The organism is Halomonas sp. QHL1, assembly GCF_001882345.1.
In the GTDB taxonomy this organism is placed as follows: Bacteria; Pseudomonadota; Gammaproteobacteria; order Pseudomonadales; family Halomonadaceae; genus Vreelandella.
Genome location: NZ_MINL01000001.1, coordinates 625,444 through 643,604, shown reverse-complemented (window position 1 = coordinate 643,604; position 18,161 = coordinate 625,444). Strand labels below are relative to the sequence as shown.

Below are 18,161 nucleotides of genomic sequence, written 5' to 3'. Positions count from 1 at the left end.
AACCCAAGGAGCGACATGCATCACCCTCCGATCATCCTGTGGTTAATCGTTTTAGTGATTGGGCTATGTCTAGGTAGCTTTCTGAATGTGGTGATTACGCGGATACCGGTGATGCTGATGCGTGGCTGGCGTAACGAAGCCCGCGAAGCGCTTGAGCTAAACGCTGAACACTCACCGCGCTTTAATTTGGCCACGCCTGGCTCTATGTGCCCCCGCTGTGAAGCTCCCATTGCATGGCACGACAACCTGCCACTGATTGGCTGGATAAAGCGTCGCGGGCGCTGCGCTACGTGCCAAACGCCGATTAGCGTTCAATACCCACTGGTAGAAATAGCCGGTGGTTTGCTGGCCCTTACCGTGCTAGCTCTGCAAGGGCTTACTGTTGAAGCAGCCTTCATTTACGTCGCCTGTCTAATACTGCTAGTACTTGCCGTGATCGACTTTCGCACCCAGCTACTGCCCGACGTCATCACCCTACCTTTGCTTTGGTTAGGGTTGCTGTTTCAGCTCCTCTTCCAGCCACTTATGCTGCCGAGTGCGGTTATTGGCGCCATGGTAGGCTATCTTTCCCTGTGGAGTTTTTATTGGCTATTCAAACTGGTCACCGGCAAAGAGGGAATGGGCTATGGCGATTTTAAGCTGTTAGCGGCGCTGGGCGCTTGGCTGGGTTGGAGTTTCTTACCGCTGATTTTGATACTCTCCGCAGGGCTCGGGGCCATTGTCGGGCTGATGGCCCAGGCATGCTCTCCCCGCCTGCGCGGTGCACCACTGCCCTTTGGCCCTTTTCTCGCCCTTGCTGGCTGGGTAGCGCTGTTAGTCGGTGATGAAATAATGACGCTGTATCTCAGCCTGCTTATGTAAACTAAGTGATGTAACGTTCAGCTATATAAAGTACAGCTATTTGAGGCAGCAAATGATTATCGGATTAACCGGTGGCATTGGGTCGGGTAAATCGACCGTTGCGCGCGCCTTTGAAACACTCGGCGCCGCCTGGGTCGATGCGGACGATGTCGCCAGGGAAGTTGTTTTACCGGGTGAACCAGCGCTATTAGCCATCAAAAACCGCTTCGGTGATCAGGTCATGCTTCAGGAGGGAACGCTTAATCGCGCCGCCCTACGCGAGATTATTTTTAAAAATCCAGAGCACCGTCAGTGGCTAGAATCCGTCACACATCCCAGAATAAGGGAGCGACTACTGCAGCATTTAGAGCGGCTCAAAGCTCAGGGTGCGCCCTATGTGCTGCTGGTATCACCGTTACTGTTTGAGTCGGGACAAAGTGCGCTAGTTAACCGCGCAGTGGTGGTCGATGTACCCCAAGCGCTACAATTATCGAGAACCCTACAGCGTGATGGGGTGAGTGAAAGCCAGGTGCATGCTATTCTCGCCGCCCAACTTACCCGCGAACAACGGTTAGCGAAGGCAGATGACGTGATAGATAACAGCGGTGACCACGCCAGCATGATGGAACAAGTGGCACAACTTGATGAACGCTACCGTCAGCAGCTCAACTACTGAGATATCGTATTTGTTAACGCAATTGGAGTTTTTTATGGCTCGCCCTGCCAACGATTCCCCGCTAGAAGTTAATTGCCCGCAGTGCGCTAAGCGTGTGCCCTGGCTGCCAGAAAGCACTTACCGCCCTTTCTGCAGTAAGCGCTGCCAACTGCTAGATTTAGGTGCCTGGGCCGATGAATCGCACCGCATATCGGGCGAGTCCGCCATGGATGAGGCCGATATAGAAACGCTCTTAGCGCAAGCCGACAAGGATGCGCCACTTACCTAACAAGTCTTATAACTGACTTAACGAGCCCTGACACTGACTATGGCCGAGACAAACGCTACCCCACTATCGCCTTCGGCCTATCAGGTGCTGCTCAAATTAGAGCAGCAGTTTGACCATCTACTTGAAACCATCGAAGCCGCGGTCTCACTATATGAACAGCAATTACCGGCTTCATGGGTCTTTCATCAATCGCCACCTGCGAACGATTGGTTGCGTAAAGCCCTGTTCGATATGTGGCATGAACAAGATCAAGATGGCCGTGAAACACGTAACTATATTGCTATAGTAGCCGCTAATGACGAACTACTAGCGGCGATAGGCGCTGTTAATCTAACCAAAGCCAACTTTAGCGCACTACTGCAACATATCAAACAAGCATTCCCACAGGCGCTTAGCGACGCAAAAAGCCGCTTGCCAAGACGCCATCCTCATGTTGATGAAGTGTTACGTCGCACTGGGCTAGCACGCTTGCATCTTAAACAGAGCTGGCGGCAGTTACCTATCGCACAAGCGCCCGTCTCTCGTGTTCGTTTTGCTTGGTACAGTAGCGGTCGCTCTATTAAACGCCTTTCGGTGCAAGAAGCTGAACATAAGCTTTTGCAGCTCGACACCGATGCGCCGCATATTCGTATTCAGTTACGCAAGCTAGCCGGCATTCCAAGCAGCGAAGTGCTTGCCCAGGTACAAACTCAGGCCCCACTTATGCGGGCAAATCTCTTTTTTACCGAGCCACTCGAAGATGGGCATACACGACGGGCACTAAATGCCGCCATGCCTATTTTTGTACCTGACAATAATCAGCGACTACCCCACATTAACCTGCCTGCGCTACACCCCCCCACTACCCGCACACGGGCAAGGCGGCGCGACGAGAAGCTAGAGCAAGATGTATTTCTGCCAAGTTTGCGTGTTTACCGCTATCGTTAGTAAAGACACCTTCGATGCTTTGAGAGTGCTAGCTGTTAGGGGCTATATCCTGCTGCCATAGTCCATAGCCAATTAGCGTGTCGATCAACTCGGCTAGATCGTAATGATCCACACCATACTCTATTAACAAAGCCTCGAAGCGCTGTTTGAATATGCGCTCCCGCTCTTCTTGCTGTTCTTTCTGCTGGGTTTCAATATCGTCTTGTTCCAATGCCGCGAGCGATCGTACCGGCGGACCTGTCGGTATATCGAAATCGCTCTCCGGGTCATCTAATTGACGTAAGGCCTGCGCAAAGGCATCGTCTAATTCACGAAACTTACGCAGCTTCTCACGCTCATCTACCGGCTTTTGAACCTTTTGATATTTCATCGATGTTTCATTTACACCTTGCTTGAAATGGTCGATATAACTGCCAATGCAGCTTTTTTTGGCAAAAACTGTGCACAAATGGGTAAAAACAACGAGCAAACTTGCCTTTGCCACCCAATTGCCATCATAAAGGCATCATCATTAAGTATACGGGGGTAGCTAACACATCTATCAGATACAACGCTGTCAGCGACAGCTCATCAAATCGATGCTTCGCATCAACATTACCTACAAGTAGCCTGATTAGAGACTCAACTCTCATCTGAAGGCTGAACTTTTTTTCTTTCAGCTAGGTTACTAACACTAACGCACTGGGAGAGTGCACTACAGGCGAGATAAGCACGACCTGTATGATTCATGTATGAGAGGCCAGATAATGTTCAACGCGATGACACGAGCTGAGATCTGGCTGCAGGACACACTTGATAAGACACTCGGCATCGAAGACCTTGCCAATCACATAGGGTATTCGTCTTCTCAAGTTCGGCGCCAATTTCGCCAAAGCTTCCACATCTCACCTAGCGCCTATCGTGAAAAAAGGCGTCTGGAACGCGCGGCAGTGTTGCTAGCGCTGACTCCTCTCAATATAGCGCAAATTGCGATACGTTGTGGGTACCATAACCATTCATCTTTTTCACGGGCATTTCAACGTCGTTATCAGTCAAGTCCGCGCAATTTCCGGCTAAAGCTGAGAACCGATCTTCATCAGCCGACATCCCAGCATGGTTTTAACACCCGTATCGAAAAAACCAATGACCGCCAAATGGTCCTGATGCGCCTCTACAAAGCTCCCGAACATATTAAGGGGCTAGGAGGTACTAGCTATCACAATATGCAGCTAGCCTGCTTACAGGCGCAGCTGCGACTATCCAAGACTATCGTTGTGCTGCCCGACATACTCGCAGATAGAATTAATGTGCTTAATAACGATTCTTTTCATTCTTACCGTACCGACACTGGTCTTTACCTAGCAGATAAGGACAATGCAAAAGACATTGCGTTGCCCGTTCTCTACCGTCGGGTAGACATTCCTACTCATTACTACGCGAGCACATGCTTTGATACTTTAGCTGATCTGTATGGCGCTTTGACGCATACCATCAAGTATCTACTAAGCAGGCAGGAGACTTGCCACATTAGCGGACAGCCTCCTCAGGTATTATGGAAAACGAACCATTTAGAACTTCGTATCCCATTAATGGGCTAGCAGTGTTGATAACGGCACCTGAACAGCGCTGACGCATATGACAATAAAAAAACCGGCATCTCTGAATAGAAATGCCGGTTTTTTAAATCAATTAGTCTTCCATGCGCTCCAACCAAGATTCAACGGTCTCATCACCATACTGGTCTTTCCAGCTACGCAGACCTTTATGGTTGCCGCCGCGAGTTTCGATTACTTCCCCTGTCTTGGGGTTTTTGTAAATTTTAAGGCGACGCTTACGGCGGGCATTCCCACTCGCCGTGGTTTTAGTACTACGCTGGTCGGCTGCAGGATCTAATAAAGCGATGACGTCGACAGGGCGCTTGCCGAACTCAGTCATTAGCGCTTCTAGTTTGGCCTTAAATTCCAACTCGCTTTTGAGACGCTGATCGCCTTCTAAGCGCTGCAGGTCTTCTTGAAGCTGCTTTAACTGCTGTTCTTTTTGGATATATTCGTTAAGTAATGACATTGGGGTTCCTTGAATATCGTATCTAACTGAACAGGCTCCATCTGGCTTATGTGCAAATTGACAGCCTTTGCACCCACTAGTTCAGAAAGGTGGCTACAGAATGCTAGGACATTATTCCTGTAAAAAGGCTAACTGACAACAGTCTAGTTGATTTTCACTCAATTACTAATCGTTTTTTAAAACACAAATGCTGTTTAAAGTCTTCTAACCCTAATACTTCATAACAGCTCTACACTCCACTATTACTGGCGTTCAGCTATTTAAAAACAAAAAAAACGCCGCCCTTATGGGCGGCGTTTTTACAAACCAATAACTAATCGATAATTAGTCTTGGCCCATCTGCTGCTTGATCAAATCACCAATAGTGGTCGGACCACCTGCAGTTTCCGGCTCTTGCTCGCGTATCTTCTTCAGATTCTGACGCGTATCATCCTGGTCTTTCGCTTTAACCGACAGATTAATCTGGCGGCTCTTGCGATCGACACTCACAATACGAGCTTCAACGCTGTCGCCTTCATTCAGCACATTGCGCGCGTCTTCTACGCGGTCAGCACTGATTTCAGAGGCTTTCAGCACAGCAATAACGTCAGTCGCCAATTCAACTTGAGCTTCTTTAGCATCAACTTCAATGACGCGACCCGTTACGATGCTGCCCTTATCGTTGACTGACAGGTACTCAGCAACGGGGTCAGAATCCATCTGCTTGATGCCCAGCGAGATGCGCTCACGCTCAGGATCAATAGACAGGATAACGGCTTCAGCTTCGTCGCCTTTCTTAAAGCTGCGTACGGCTTCTTCGCCAGTATCAGTCCAAGAAATATCAGACAAGTGAACCAAACCGTCAATACCGCCTTCTAGGCCGATAAAGATACCGAAGTCAGTAATTGACTTGATGGTACCGGAAACACGGTCGCCCTTGTTGTAGTCAGTGTTGAAGGTTTCCCACGGGTTAGCAGTACACTGCTTGATACCCAGAGAAATACGACGACGCTCTTCGTCGATATCCAACACCATGACGTCAACATCATCGCCCACTTGAACGACTTTAGACGGATGGATGTTTTTGTTAGTCCAGTCCATTTCAGAGACGTGAACCAGACCTTCAACACCCTCTTCCAGCTCGGCAAAGCAGCCGTAGTCAGTCAGGTTAGTGACGACTGCGTGCACTTTCATGCCTTCCGGATAACGATCTTTAATGTTGACCCACGGATCTTCGCCCAACTGCTTAAGACCCAGTGAAACGCGGTTACGCTCACGGTCAAACTTCAGAACTTTAACGTTGATCTCGTCGCCAACAGCAACGATTTCGGACGGATGCTTAATACGCTTCCACGCCATGTCTGTAATGTGCAGCAGGCCGTCGACACCACCCAGGTCTACGAAAGCGCCGTAGTCTGTCAGGTTCTTAACGATACCCTTGATCTGCTGGCCTTCTTGCAGAGTAGCCAGCAGCGCTTCGCGCTCTGCACTGTTCTCTGCTTCCAGAACCGCACGACGTGATACCACAACGTTGTTGCGCTTCGGATCGAGCTTGATGACTTTAAAGTCCAGCTCTTTGTTTTCCAGGTGTGCAGTATCGCGAACAGGACGAACATCAACTAACGAGCCCGGCAAGAAGGCACGGATAGAGTCAACTTCAACTGTGAAGCCGCCTTTAACCTTACCGTTAATAACGCCCTTAATGATTTCGTCTTTCTCGAAGGCTGCTTCCAGAATCTTCCAAGCTTCTGCGCGCTTGGCTTTTTCACGGGACAGACGAGTTTCACCGAAACCATCTTCAACGGCTTCAAGTGCAACGTGCACGTCGTCACCGATAGCGATGTTCAGGTTGCCGTGTTCATCGCGGAATTGTGACGCCGGGATCTGACCTTCAGATTTCAGACCAGCGTTGACAGTAACCCAGTCACCGTCAATGTCGACAACTTGAGCCGCGACAATAGCGCCTGGCTCCATGTTGATGTCGTTAAGAGACTGTTCAAACAGCTCAGCAAAGCTTTCGCTCATGGTGTTCCTACGTAATTACGTTGTTGAGGCATAAATGCCTTCTCCGCACCACCAGCAAGTGCGGGCCTAATGTCACTCAGCCTTTGGAGGTGTTAACGCTGGTTAGACCTGACCGGGCTCACCGATGTGAGTTTAGTGCCCTGCCACGTCGTGACACCTATCCAAAAACGCCGCAAGGGAGAATCACACGCCGCTTACCAGCCCTCTTTGGGCAAGCAGTTCGGTCAGTCGATCAACCACTTCCGGTATGCTCAGGCGCGTGGTATCAAGCGTAATGGCATCATCTGCCGGCTTGAGAGGAGCCACACTGCGCTGCGTGTCGCGTGCATCGCGTGCCTGAATCTCCTTTAAAAGACTCGAAAGACTAGCATTCACCCCGGCTTCCTGCAACTGCAGATGACGTCGACGTGCCCGCTCATCGGCACTTGCCGTCAAAAAAATCTTTAGCGGGGCGTCGGGAAACACTACGGTACCCATGTCTCGTCCATCGGCTACCAATCCTGGCGTTTGGCAAAAATCGCGCTGGCGCTGCAGCAGTGCTTGACGTACGGCAGGGAGCGCCGCTACTTGTGAGGCACGCTCGCCAGCCTGCTCAGTACGAATCACCTGGCCAACGTCTTCTCCTTCTAGCAGCGTACGCGGCTGGCCATCTTCAACTGGAAAGGCGACATCCAACTGCTCTGCTAAGCGGGCAAGCCCAGCCTCATCGTCAACGGCTACGTTATGCTTAACCGCTGCTTGAGCCGTCAGCCGATAAAGTGCGCCACTATCCAGCAAATGCCAGCCCAGGCGTTCCGCTACTAAACCACTAATGGTGCCTTTACCAGCCCCACCTGGGCCATCAATAGTGAGCACTGGCACAGCTGAAGCGCGATCATTCATGCGCACCCTCCACGCTAACGCTCATGCCGATACGCGTGGCCAACTCAACGAAATCAGGGAAAGAGGTCGCCACATTGGCGCAGTCTTCAATCTCAATTTCGGCACTCGCACGCAGTGATGAAATCGCAAACGCCATGGCAATGCGGTGATCGCCCAGGCTATCGACACGCCCACCGCCGTAGCTCGCTTTTTGCCCATCGCCATTGCCAACAATATCGATGCCGTCTTCTACGACGGTGTGCTGCACACCTAACACAGCCAAGCCATCTGCCATCGCCTGGATGCGATCAGACTCTTTGACACGCAGCTCTTCGGCGCCCCTTAGGCGAGTCACGCCATCGGCGTTGGCGGCGGCAATAAACAGTGCAGGGAATTCATCAATTGCCAGCGGCACTTGCTCTTCAGGGATATCAATTCCTTTCAGCGGTGCGTAGCGAATACGAATATCAGCCACCGGCTCGCCACCTACTTCGCGCTCATTCTCAAGCGTTAAATCCGCGCCCATCAGGGTAAGAATATTGATGACACCAATGCGGGTGGGATTAATACCCACATGCTCAAGAGTAATATCAGCGCCAGGGGTAATCGCTGCGGCAACTAAAAAGAACGTTGCAGAAGAGATATCAGAAGGCACATCAATCGGGCCCGCTGTTAGCTTACCGCCACCCTGTAACCAGCAGGTATCGCCTTCACGGGAAACCGCATAGCCAAAACCATTGAGCATGCGCTCGGTATGGTCGCGGGTCGGCGCAGGTTCGCGCACCCGCGTTTCGCCCTCGGCGTATAGCCCCGCCAACAGCAGGCAGGATTTCACCTGGGCACTGGCCATAGGCATATCGTAATCAATACCTTTGAGAGCAGCGCCGCCACGAATTTTCAGCGGCGGGCGTCCGCCCTCAGCAGTATCAATGGTGGCGCCCATAAGGCGCAGAGGATCAGCCACGCGGCCCATGGGGCGCTTGGTCAACGACTCATCGCCGGTTAGCTCACTATCAAACGCCTGACCAGCAAGCAGCCCTGAAAACAACCGCATGGCGGTGCCCGAATTCCCAACATAAAGTGGGCCAGCGGGGGCTGTTAAGCCATGCATGCCAACACCGTGAATAGTCACCCGGCCCTGGTGCGGCCCTTCAATTGCCACGCCCATTTCACGAAATGCCTGTAGGGTTGCCAGACTGTCTTCGCCTTCAAGAAAGCCTTTTACTTCAGTGACACCCTCAGCCAGCGCGCCCAGCATAATGGAGCGGTGGGACATGGATTTGTCGCCAGGCACGCGCAAACGCCCCTGGGCTTGACCGCCCGGCTGCACACGGTAGGTAACCTTACCTTGTGGTTGCATATGATATTCCGCCTGATAGCTGGTTTTGTTCAATAAAGAGTCAAAATAGTGCCGGGCGTGGCTCGCCCGATCAAAGGTGGCAATCAGCGCATCACTGTCACCGGTTTCTACCGCATGACGCAATCGAGAGAGCCCCGCTTCAAAATCATCCAGCGATGCTAAAACCGCCTGCTTATTGGCAATAAAAATATCTCGCCACATCACCGGGTCGCTTCCCGCGATACGGGTAAAATCGCGAAAGCCACCCGCTGCGTAACGGAAAATATCTAACCGCTCATCCTGACGGGCCAGCGTATCCACCAGTGAAAAAGCCAGCAGGTGTGGCAAATGGCTGGTACGCGCCAACACTTGATCATGGCGTTCTACGTCCATTTCCAGCACATCGGCACCGCAGGCTTCCCATAAGCAACGGACGCGCTGCAAGGCGGCCCGATCTACGTTCGGCTCCGGCGTCAGAATAACCTTGTGATCTACATACAAACGCGGATTGGCTGCTGCCACACCACTTTTTTCTGAACCGGCAATGGGATGGCCCAGCACCATATTGGTAGGCACTTGGCCAAAGACACGCTGGGCACAAGCCCGAATGGTCGCTTTAGTGCTACCGACATCGGTAATCACGACGCCTGCAGACGCTCTTGGTAATGCATCGGCCAAGCTCGCCATAACGCTCTCCATGGCGAGCACCGGCACCGCCAGTACAACCATGGTGGCGCCATTAACCTGCTCAGCTAAATGGGTACCACCTGAGTCGATCAGCCCCATTTCAATACCGCGAGCAATCTCACCCTCATCAGGGTCGCAGGCAACAATCCGTCCTTGAAACCCTGCCGCACGCAGCGATGCCGCTAGCGAACCACCAATCAATCCCAAGCCAACAATCAATAAGCGCGATTCATGACAGCCAGAGGTTTTAACGCTGTCTTCGACCATTAACGTCACAGCACGCCTATGGGGTAGGAACCCAGCACGCGTAGATCCGCCGCCCGCAGCTGCACCTCTTCAAGCACTGCGGCAACTTTGGGCTCATCACGATGGCCTTTAAAATCGATAAAAAAGACGTAGTTCCACACACCGGTACGCGAAGGACGCGTTTCAAGGCGCGTTAAATCAATTTGGTGGCGATGAAACGGCTCCAACAAGGCATGCAGCGTCCCCGGCTGGTTGCGCATGGCAACCACAATAGAGGTTTTATCCTCTCCCGCCATGGGCACATCCTGGTTGCCAATGATCAAAAACCGCGTTGAGTTATCGGGGCTGTCTTCAATTTTTTCAGCGATATGGTCAAGGCCATAAAGCTTGGCCGCCATATCACCCGCAATCGCCGCACTGTGCCACTCGGTTTTGACTAATTTGGCCGCTTCAGCGTTAGAGGAAACCGGCACGCGCTCCGCATGGGGATAGTGAGCATCCAGCCATTTGCGACACTGGGCAAAAGACTGCGGGTGCGAGTAGATACGCGAGACTTTATCGCGGCGGGTCGTTTCACTGACCAATAAATGGTGGTGGATACGCAGTACGACTTCGCCACAAATTTTAATCGAGGAGTCCATAAAGGTGTCCAGGGTGTGATTGACCACCCCTTCGGTGGAGTTTTCCACCGGGACAACGCCGTAATGCACGGCGCCCGCCTCTACTTCACGAAACACCTCGTCGATGGCTGCCATAGGCAAACTCACGGCGCTTTCACCAAAGTGCTTGAGCGCCGCCTGCTGCGTAAAGGTGCCTTCAGGGCCCAAGTAGGCCACTTTAACCGGTTGTTCAAGCGCCAAACACGCCGACATGATTTCGCGAAACAGCCGCGCCATCTCTTCTGAATCCAGCGGCCCCTTATTCAACGCCATAATGCGCCGCAGTACCTGCGCCTCTCGCTCGGGGCGATAGAACACTGCATCTTTATTTTCGGACAACTTAACGTGAGCCACCTGCTGGGCGCAGCTGGCACGCTCGCTGATCAGATTCAGAATATCGCTATCGAGTTGATCGATTCGCTGGCGCAGCTCATCCAGATTGATCGACGTGTCGGACATGGTGGTTAGCCCCTTGTTTTTTCAAAATCGGCCATAAATGCAATCAGTGCATCTACCGCAGACTCAGGCACCGCGTTGTAAAGGCTGGCACGCATACCGCCCACGCTGCGGTGACCTTTTAAATTAAGCAGCCCCGCCGCATCGGCCTGCTTTAAAAACGCTTTATCCAGCGCTGAATCGGCTAATACAAAAGGCACGTTCATCCGCGAGCGGTTGGCTTTAGCAATTGGGTTACTATAAAGCTCACTGCCATCAATCGCCGCGTAAAGTTTATCGGCTTTACGCTGATTGATAGCGTCCATCGCTGCCAGCCCACCGATATCGTCTTTCAGCCATTGGAATACCAGCCCGGCTAAATACCAAGCGTAAGTGGGCGGCGTATTGACCATCGAACCGGCTTCCGCCAGCATTTGATAATCAAATAGCGAAGGAATATTGGCCTGGGCTTTGCCTAACAGGTCGTCACGCACGACCACCAGCGTTAATCCGGCGGGGCCAATATTTTTCTGTGCCCCAGCGTAGATCACGCCAAATTCGCTAACATCGATCGGCCCAGAGAGGATATTTGACGACATATCGCAGACCAACGGCACGCTAGCACCATCGGCACGCTGAATATGCGGCATATAGTCAAATTCCAAGCCTCCAATCGTCTCGTTAGAGGTGTAATGCAAATAGGCAGCATCTGCGCTTACCTGAAGCGCATCACGTGCAGGCACCGCCGTATGACCATTGGGCTCACTGCTGGCGGCCACATGGCAATCAAAACCAAGGTGCTTCGCCTCAGCGAGCGCTTTCTTGCCCCAGATGCCGGTCTGAATAAAGTTGCCGCTACCGCCCTGCCCCAAAAGGTTCATCGGCAGCATGGCAAACTGCAGGCTGGCACCGCCCTGCAAGAACAGCACTTTATAATTATCCGGCACGCCTAGAAGCTGACGAAAATCAGCCTCTGCGCGCTCGGCAATGCCGATAAACTCATCGCTGCGGTGACTCATTTCCATCACGGAAAGACCGCGCCCCTGGTAGTCCAGCAGCTCTTCCCGGGCGCGCTCCAACACAGCGAATGGCAGGGCCGCGGGCCCTGCGCAGAAATTATAGTGACGTGTCATCAGTCCCCGGTTCCTGTGCGTCATCGGATGTTTCATTCGCCTGCGCGTCTTCAAGGCTGCTCTCTTCAAGACCAGCTTCTTCAACACTGCTTAGCTCATCGCTCTCTTCCGGCTCATCAACGCGTACCGTCTTGACCAGCTTCTCTTCTTTGCCGAGACGAATCAGCATTACGCCCTGGGTATTCCGTGATGTGGTCGAGACCTCTTCCACACGGGTACGCACTAGCGTGCCACGGTCAGTGATCAGCATCATTTCATCGCTGTCATAAACCTGCATGGCTGCCACTAGCGAACCGTTACGTTCGCTGGTTTGCATGGCGATAACACCTTGACCACCACGACCACGGAGCGGGAACTCTTCCAGGCGCGTGCGCTTACCGTAACCGTTCTCACTGGCAGTCATAATGTAGATTTGACCATCAGTCGTTTCGGCGGCAGCGCTCTCTTGGCTGGAATCCTGCGCTTCATTTTCGGCATCCGCTTCGGCGTCGATCTGCTGACTCTTAGGAATGATCAGACTAATCACTTCAGCATCACCCGCTAAGCGCATACCCCGCACGCCGCGGGCAGTACGACCCATGGCGCGGGCATTGCCCTCTTCAAAGCGAATGGCCTTGCCGTTAGACGACAGCAGCATGGCATGATCATTACCGGTGGTAATGGCAGCGCCCACTAAGCGGTCACCCTCTTCCAGATCAATCGCAATAAGACCGACACTGCGCGGCCGCGAGAACTGCTCAAGGCTAGTACGTTTGACGGTACCTTTGGCCGTGGCAAAGAAGATATAGTTATCAGGATTGTAGTCGCGCACCGGCAAGATGGCGTTAACCGCTTCGCCCTCTTCCAGCGGCAGCATATTCACCAGAGGCTTGCCACGCGAGCCACGGCTCGCGTTGGGCATTTCATACACTTTCAGCCAGTACACTTTGCCGCGATTGGAGAATAGCAGCACGGTGTCGTGAGTAGACGCCACCAGCAGGTGCTCAATCACATCTTCGTCTTTCATGGCGGTGGCAGACTTGCCGCGGCCGCCACGGCGCTGGGCTTGGTAATCCGACAGCGGCTGCGTTTTGGCGTAACCAGAGCGCGACACGGTGACCACCATGTCTTCTTCGGCGATCAAGTCTTCAATCGAAAGATCCAGGTGGCTTGCCTGAATTTCAGTACGACGGTCATCGCCAAACTGGTCACGCACGGCGTGTAGCTCTTCGCGAATCACTTCCATCAAGCGATCAGCAGACGCCAGTATCTCGGTTAGCTCGGCAATTTTCTCAAGAATATTCAAGTATTCGTCGAGCAGCTTCTCGGTCTCAAGGCCCGTCAAGCGATGCAGACGTAACTCAAGGATCGCCTGCGCCTGGGCGGGCGAAAGCCGATAAGAGGTGGCCGCAGTGTTTAATCCAAAGCCCTCTTCCAGCTCTTCTGGCTTGCAAGAAGTAGCCCCGGCTCGCTCCAACATGGCGGTTACTTGGCCAGGCTGCCAAGTCTTGGCGAGCAGCTTCTCACGAGCCTCTGCCGCATTGGGCGAGGCTTTGATCAGCTCGATCACTTCGTCGATATTCGAAATGGCAACAGCCAAGCCTTCCAACAGATGCCCACGCTCACGGGCTTTTTTCAGCTCATACAGCGTGCGCCGGGTAACCACTTCGCGCCGGTGGCGAATAAAGGCTTCCAGCATCTCTTTAAGATTGAGGGTGCGTGGCTGGCCATTTTCCAGCGCCACCATGTTAATCCCGAACACGTTTTGCAGTTGCGTTTGGGCAAACAGGTTATTGACCACTACTTCGCCGGACTCGCCGCGCTTAACTTCAATGACCACGCGCAGGCCATCTTTATCCGATTCATCGCGCAGCTCAGCGATGCCTTCGATCTTCTTCTCTTTCACCAGCTCGGCAATCTTTTCAATTAACCGCGCTTTGTTCACCTGATACGGCAGCTCACTAATAATAATGTGATCGCGACCGGTTTTATCATGATGTTCGATGGTATGGCAGGCGCGCACGTAAATACGCCCACGGCCGGTACGATATGCCGACAAGATACCCGCGCGACCATTGATGATCGCCCCGGTGGGGAAATCAGGCCCGGGGATGTACTCCATCAAGTCATCCACCGTCAGCGTGTAGTCGTCGATTAACGCTAAGCAGCCGTCAATCACTTCACGCATATTGTGCGGTGGAATATTGGTTGCCATGCCCACCGCAATGCCCGATGAACCGTTGATCAGCAAATTGGGAGTTTTAGTAGGCAATACCGCTGGAATACGTTCAGTACCGTCGTAGTTATCCACCCAATCGACAGTATCTTTTTCCAAGTCAGCCAGTAGTTCGTGGGCGAGGCGCGACATACGCACCTCGGTATAACGCATGGCAGCCGCGTTATCCCCATCAATTGAACCGAAGTTGCCCTGGCCGTCGACCAGCACATGACGCATCGAAAAGTGCTGCGCCATACGTACGATGGTGTCGTATACCGCGCTATCACCGTGCGGATGATATTTACCGATGACATCGCCGACGACACGCGCCGACTTCTTGTACGGTTTATTCCAATCATTACCCAGTTCATGCATGGCAAACAGCACACGCCGGTGAACCGGTTTAAGGCCATCCCGCACATCTGGAAGCGCGCGGCCGATAATGACGCTCATCGCATAGTCGAGATACGACTGTTTAAGCTCGTCTTCAATATTGACGGGCAAGATTTCTCTGGCGATGTCACCCATGAAAGTCAGATCCTTTGCACTGCATTGGCACTGCGAGAGTTGAAAGCGCTGGTAAACACCGCCCTGTAATTACCACAGAGCGGCGCGCAAATACTCCGCCATCATACCACCGCAAAAGCAGCAAGGGCAGCCAGGGAGCTCAGCAAAGCCGTTTAAGCGCTAAATGCCTCTTTACCCAAGGTTAACGCGGCTAACGCCTCACGCACCTCTCCCTCGATTGCAGCGGCCTTATTGGCGCGCATATCGAGCAGTACGAAGGTTAAATCGGCCCGGGCAATGACAGTGCCATCTTTACGCACAATACGGTGGTGGCAGAGCCCACTTCGCTCACCGACGTCGATGATTCCAGTCAGCACTTCCAAGTCATCCCCTTGGCGGGCAGCGGCCAGATAATCAATGTTCAAATTGACGACGACGAATGCCCGCCCGGCCTGATGGAGCTCTTTGATCATCTCTGGGTGCTGATCAAAAAAATCCCAGCGCCCTTCTTCCATAAATTCCAGGTAGCGAGCGTTATTCACATGCCCGTAGCCATCTAAGTGATAGCCTCGAACGCGTAACTGAACCCGTGACAGCGATGTACTCATATCGACTCCTCTATAGTGATTGGCAACAACTCAATCAAACACAAGTTTGAAACACGTGCAACAGAGACGATTGGTGGCAGCCGCTGGTAGGAATGCCCCGCTTTCGCCATAATGTGCCACCTTTTGAACAGGATTGGCCCCATGTGGTTTAAGCACTTGCATTTATACCGCCTGCACGACGCGCCCGTTTTATCCAGCGATGAGCTCGCTAGCGCTTTAAAAGAGCATGCCGCCAAACCACTCGGCAACGCTGATGCACGCCGCTTGGGCTGGACCGCACCCGCTGGACGTATGGGCGGCGGGCAACTCGTTCACGAAATTCAATCGCATCGGCTGCTTTCGGCGCTGCGCCAAGAACGCCTTCTGCCCGCTTCTGTTGTTAAAGAAGAAGTCGATGAGCAGGTTGCAGATATTGAGGCCAGCGAAGGCCGCAAAGTGACCCGCAAAGAGAAGACCGCGTTAAAAGAGCAGGTAACCGAAAATTTATTGCCCCGCGCTTTTGTGCGTAGCCAGAAAATTGATCTTTGGTGGGATACCAATAGCCAGATGATCGGTATCAATGCCAGCTCGCGCACCCGCGCCGAAGACATTCTGGATTTGCTGCGCGAAACCCTGGGCAGCTTAAAAGTTACCCCGCTGAGTTCACAGACGCTGCCTATCCGTGCCATGACCACCTGGCTGGGTGATGTGGCTAGCCGCCCTGCCGATCTACAACTAGGTGATCAGGTTGAACTCAAAGCCAAAGGCGATGACGGTGTGCTGCGCGCCCGTCAGGTCGATTTAGACAGCGATGAAATTCAGCAACTGCTTGAGAGCGGCCGCCAAGCCAGCAAACTCGCTGTTAGCCTGGAAGGCCGGTTAAGCTTTGTGCTACACGATGATTTGGCGCTGAAATCGTTGCGTTTTGGCGATGCCTTAATTGAAGAAGCCGATCACGCTGACGACGGTGACGATGCGCTTGCCCGTCTGGAAACAGACTTTATTTTAATGGCGCAAGCGCTATCCGCTGACATACCGCGCTTGATAGAGTGGCTTGGCGGCGAAACGCAGCGGGAACCCGCGGCGCAATAAGGGCTCTATAGCCCTTCGGCCCTGATGCTATTAATCGATACTTATTCCTAATCACCCATGGTTTATCATCCAACGGTTCGCATGACTCATCAAAATAACGCTACCAACGCTTCTACTGAGACAGACCCGTGGGCCGACATTCGGCCCTTTATGGATCATGAAGTGGCCGATGTACTTGCCAGACTCTCACGTGACAACGAGCTGCTGGATGCGCTGACCCGTTTCCGGCTGCCGCGCATGGCACGCTGGGCACCCTCTCTGGCGCGTGTTTTTGCCAGCCGTGCCGTACGGCGCGAAGTCAAAGGTGTTTCATCCGTTTATGAGTTCCAAATGCGCATTGCCCATTACATGGAGCGCATGATTCGCACCACCACGGATGCGTTTGAAGTCACTGGCCTCGACAAACTCGACCCTAACGGCGCCTATCTATTTATTGGCAATCACCGCGATATCTCTCTGGATCCCGCGTTCGTTAACTATGCGCTATATCAAGCGAACCGTGACACGGTACGTATCGCTATCGGTGACAACCTGCTTAAGAAGCCCTATGTCACCGATCTAATGCGGCTTAATAAAAGCTTTATAGTGCCGCGCAGCGCGCGGGGCAAGCGTGCCATGCTGGCGGCTTATCAGCAGCTGTCCGCCTATATTCGCCACACTATTACTGAAGACCAGCACTCTATTTGGATGGCCCAACGCGAAGGTCGCGCCAAGAACGGCATCGACCACACTGAGCCCGCCATCATCAAAATGTTGATCATGGCCAGGCGAGCCGCAGAACGGGACATGGTCTTTGGTGAGGCGATTGCCGAACTGAAACTGGTGCCGGTATCGATTAGCTATGAATACGACCCCTGCGACGTGCAAAAAGCCCAGGAGTTGCACGATATCGATACCCAGGGCAGCTACGCCAAGAGTGAATTTGAAGATATTCGCTCTATTGTCGCGGGCATTACCGGCTCCAAAGGGCGCGTGCGGCTGCATTTTGGTACGCCAGTGGGTTCTGATATGGCCACGCCCGACGAAGTGGCGGCTGAGATTGACCGCCAGGTGATTGGCGGCTATCGCCTGTTCCCCAGTCACTATTTAGCCTTAGAAGCGTTGGGAGAAGCCCCAGAGCTAGTGGCACGCAAAGCCATCACTCGACAGGACCGAGAACGTTTTAATGCCCGGCTTGCCGAAGTGCCTGAGCCTTTGCGCCCTTATTGGCTTGCCCAGTACGCGAACCCTGTTAAACACAAGGCCGGTCGCCTGACGGTTTAATGCCGTGCAACTCATGCCCGTTGGCAGAAAAAATGCTATGGTCAACGCATTGATTGGTTTCGCTTGGCGCTGTCGTCAATCGCGATCCTAAGGAGACTCCTATGTCCGGTTCAGAAATCCAGAAAACACGTGTCATCAATGAGCTACGTGGCTTTATTCGCAAATTGCTGCAAGACCCAAAAATTCTTGAGCAATCCCTTGTGATTGCCAGGCAGCAGTTAACCGAAGGCAATAGCCCAGCGGTTATGGCTCGGATTGCCAACGAAATTTCAGACACCACCAGTGTGCACATACCCGAAGACCCTGCTGAGCACTCTGAGGCTGATAAGCTCTTTTTAGAACTACTGCGTGAAGTCGTTCAAGAAGAGCAAGCGCTTTATTAATCGTTGCTAGCAAG

The 18,161-nt window shown here is 52.8% G+C and carries 17 protein-coding genes; 8 read left to right on the top strand and 9 right to left on the bottom strand.

Annotation, left to right across the window (positions count from 1 at the left end; translation table 11 throughout):
- The first annotated feature begins 15 nt into the window (after positions 1–15).
- The 4 genes from QHL1GM_RS02895 to QHL1GM_RS02880 are packed head-to-tail and all read left to right on the top strand — an operon-like array spanning position 16 to position 2,711.
- Positions 16–861, top strand: coding sequence for an A24 family peptidase (locus tag QHL1GM_RS02895; RefSeq protein WP_071693135.1), 846 nt, complete (start codon positions 16–18; stop codon positions 859–861).
- A gap of 52 nt (positions 862–913) precedes the next feature.
- Positions 914–1,516 carry a dephospho-CoA kinase gene (gene coaE / locus QHL1GM_RS02890; RefSeq protein ID WP_071693134.1) on the top strand — a complete coding sequence of 201 codons (603 nt, stop codon included), beginning with the start codon at positions 914–916 and terminating at the stop codon, positions 1,514–1,516.
- A gap of 34 nt (positions 1,517–1,550) precedes the next feature.
- A complete protein-coding gene (gene yacG / locus QHL1GM_RS02885) occupies positions 1,551–1,784 on the top strand; it encodes a DNA gyrase inhibitor YacG (protein ID WP_022523595.1) in 234 nt (77 codons plus the stop codon).
- A 39-nt stretch (positions 1,785–1,823) separates the two neighbouring features.
- Positions 1,824–2,711, top strand: a complete 888-nt coding sequence (locus tag QHL1GM_RS02880) for a DNA replication terminus site-binding protein (RefSeq protein WP_071693133.1) — start codon at positions 1,824–1,826, stop codon at positions 2,709–2,711.
- 28 nt (positions 2,712–2,739) lie between these two features.
- Here the strand turns inward: QHL1GM_RS02880 and QHL1GM_RS02875 are convergent, their stop codons facing one another.
- Positions 2,740–3,081: a hypothetical protein gene (locus QHL1GM_RS02875; RefSeq protein WP_071693132.1), complete on the bottom strand. Its 342-nt coding sequence runs from the start codon at positions 3,079–3,081 to the stop codon at positions 2,740–2,742.
- Between the two features lie 376 nt (positions 3,082–3,457).
- Between QHL1GM_RS02875 and QHL1GM_RS02870 the strand changes: the two genes are divergently transcribed.
- Entirely contained in the window at positions 3,458–4,288 is an 831-nt protein-coding gene (locus QHL1GM_RS02870; RefSeq protein WP_071695890.1) for a helix-turn-helix transcriptional regulator, read from the top strand.
- A gap of 91 nt (positions 4,289–4,379) precedes the next feature.
- Here the strand turns inward: QHL1GM_RS02870 and QHL1GM_RS02865 are convergent, their stop codons facing one another.
- The 8 genes from QHL1GM_RS02865 to QHL1GM_RS02830 all read right to left on the bottom strand — a co-directional run bounded on the left by QHL1GM_RS02865 (position 4,380) and on the right by QHL1GM_RS02830 (position 15,430).
- Complete coding sequence (locus QHL1GM_RS02865) at positions 4,380–4,754, bottom strand: histone-like nucleoid-structuring protein, MvaT/MvaU family (protein WP_071693131.1); 375 nt, start codon at positions 4,752–4,754, stop codon at positions 4,380–4,382.
- 324 nt (positions 4,755–5,078) lie between these two features.
- A complete protein-coding gene (gene rpsA, locus QHL1GM_RS02860) occupies positions 5,079–6,758 on the bottom strand; it encodes a 30S ribosomal protein S1 (RefSeq protein ID WP_071693130.1) in 1,680 nt (559 codons plus the stop codon).
- Between the two features lie 183 nt (positions 6,759–6,941).
- Entirely contained in the window at positions 6,942–7,640 is a 699-nt protein-coding gene (cmk, locus tag QHL1GM_RS02855; protein WP_035558555.1) for a (d)CMP kinase, read from the bottom strand.
- Complete coding sequence (locus tag QHL1GM_RS02850; RefSeq protein ID WP_071695889.1) at positions 7,633–9,912, bottom strand: bifunctional prephenate dehydrogenase/3-phosphoshikimate 1-carboxyvinyltransferase; 2,280 nt, start codon at positions 9,910–9,912, stop codon at positions 7,633–7,635. Before QHL1GM_RS02850 ends, cmk begins: the two co-directional genes overlap by 8 nt.
- 5 nt (positions 9,913–9,917) lie before the next feature.
- Entirely contained in the window at positions 9,918–11,009 is a 1,092-nt protein-coding gene (gene pheA, locus QHL1GM_RS02845; RefSeq protein WP_071693129.1) for a prephenate dehydratase, read from the bottom strand.
- 5 nt (positions 11,010–11,014) lie between these two features.
- Positions 11,015–12,118, bottom strand: coding sequence for a 3-phosphoserine/phosphohydroxythreonine transaminase (serC, locus tag QHL1GM_RS02840; protein WP_071693128.1), 1,104 nt, complete (start codon positions 12,116–12,118; stop codon positions 11,015–11,017).
- The gene (gene gyrA / locus QHL1GM_RS02835; protein ID WP_071693127.1) at positions 12,102–14,843 is read right to left on the bottom strand and encodes a DNA gyrase subunit A; all 2,742 of its coding nucleotides are present in this window, start codon (positions 14,841–14,843) and stop codon (positions 12,102–12,104) included. Before gyrA ends, serC begins: the two co-directional genes overlap by 17 nt.
- Positions 14,844–14,995: 152 nt before the next feature.
- The gene (locus QHL1GM_RS02830) at positions 14,996–15,430 is read right to left on the bottom strand and encodes a thioesterase family protein (RefSeq protein WP_071693126.1); all 435 of its coding nucleotides are present in this window, start codon (positions 15,428–15,430) and stop codon (positions 14,996–14,998) included.
- Positions 15,431–15,571: 141 nt separating this feature from the next.
- Between QHL1GM_RS02830 and QHL1GM_RS02825 the strand changes: the two genes are divergently transcribed.
- The 3 genes from QHL1GM_RS02825 to QHL1GM_RS02815 all read left to right on the top strand — a co-directional run bounded on the left by QHL1GM_RS02825 (position 15,572) and on the right by QHL1GM_RS02815 (position 18,147).
- Positions 15,572–16,501 (top strand): recombination-associated protein RdgC, encoded by a 930-nt coding sequence (locus QHL1GM_RS02825; RefSeq protein ID WP_071693125.1) that lies wholly within the window; start codon positions 15,572–15,574, stop codon positions 16,499–16,501.
- A gap of 81 nt (positions 16,502–16,582) precedes the next feature.
- Positions 16,583–17,764 carry a 1-acyl-sn-glycerol-3-phosphate acyltransferase gene (locus QHL1GM_RS02820; protein ID WP_071693124.1) on the top strand — a complete coding sequence of 394 codons (1,182 nt, stop codon included), beginning with the start codon at positions 16,583–16,585 and terminating at the stop codon, positions 17,762–17,764.
- Positions 17,765–17,865: 101 nt separating this feature from the next.
- Complete coding sequence (locus QHL1GM_RS02815; protein WP_071693123.1) at positions 17,866–18,147, top strand: hypothetical protein; 282 nt, start codon at positions 17,866–17,868, stop codon at positions 18,145–18,147.
- The last annotated feature ends 14 nt before the right edge of the window (positions 18,148–18,161 follow it).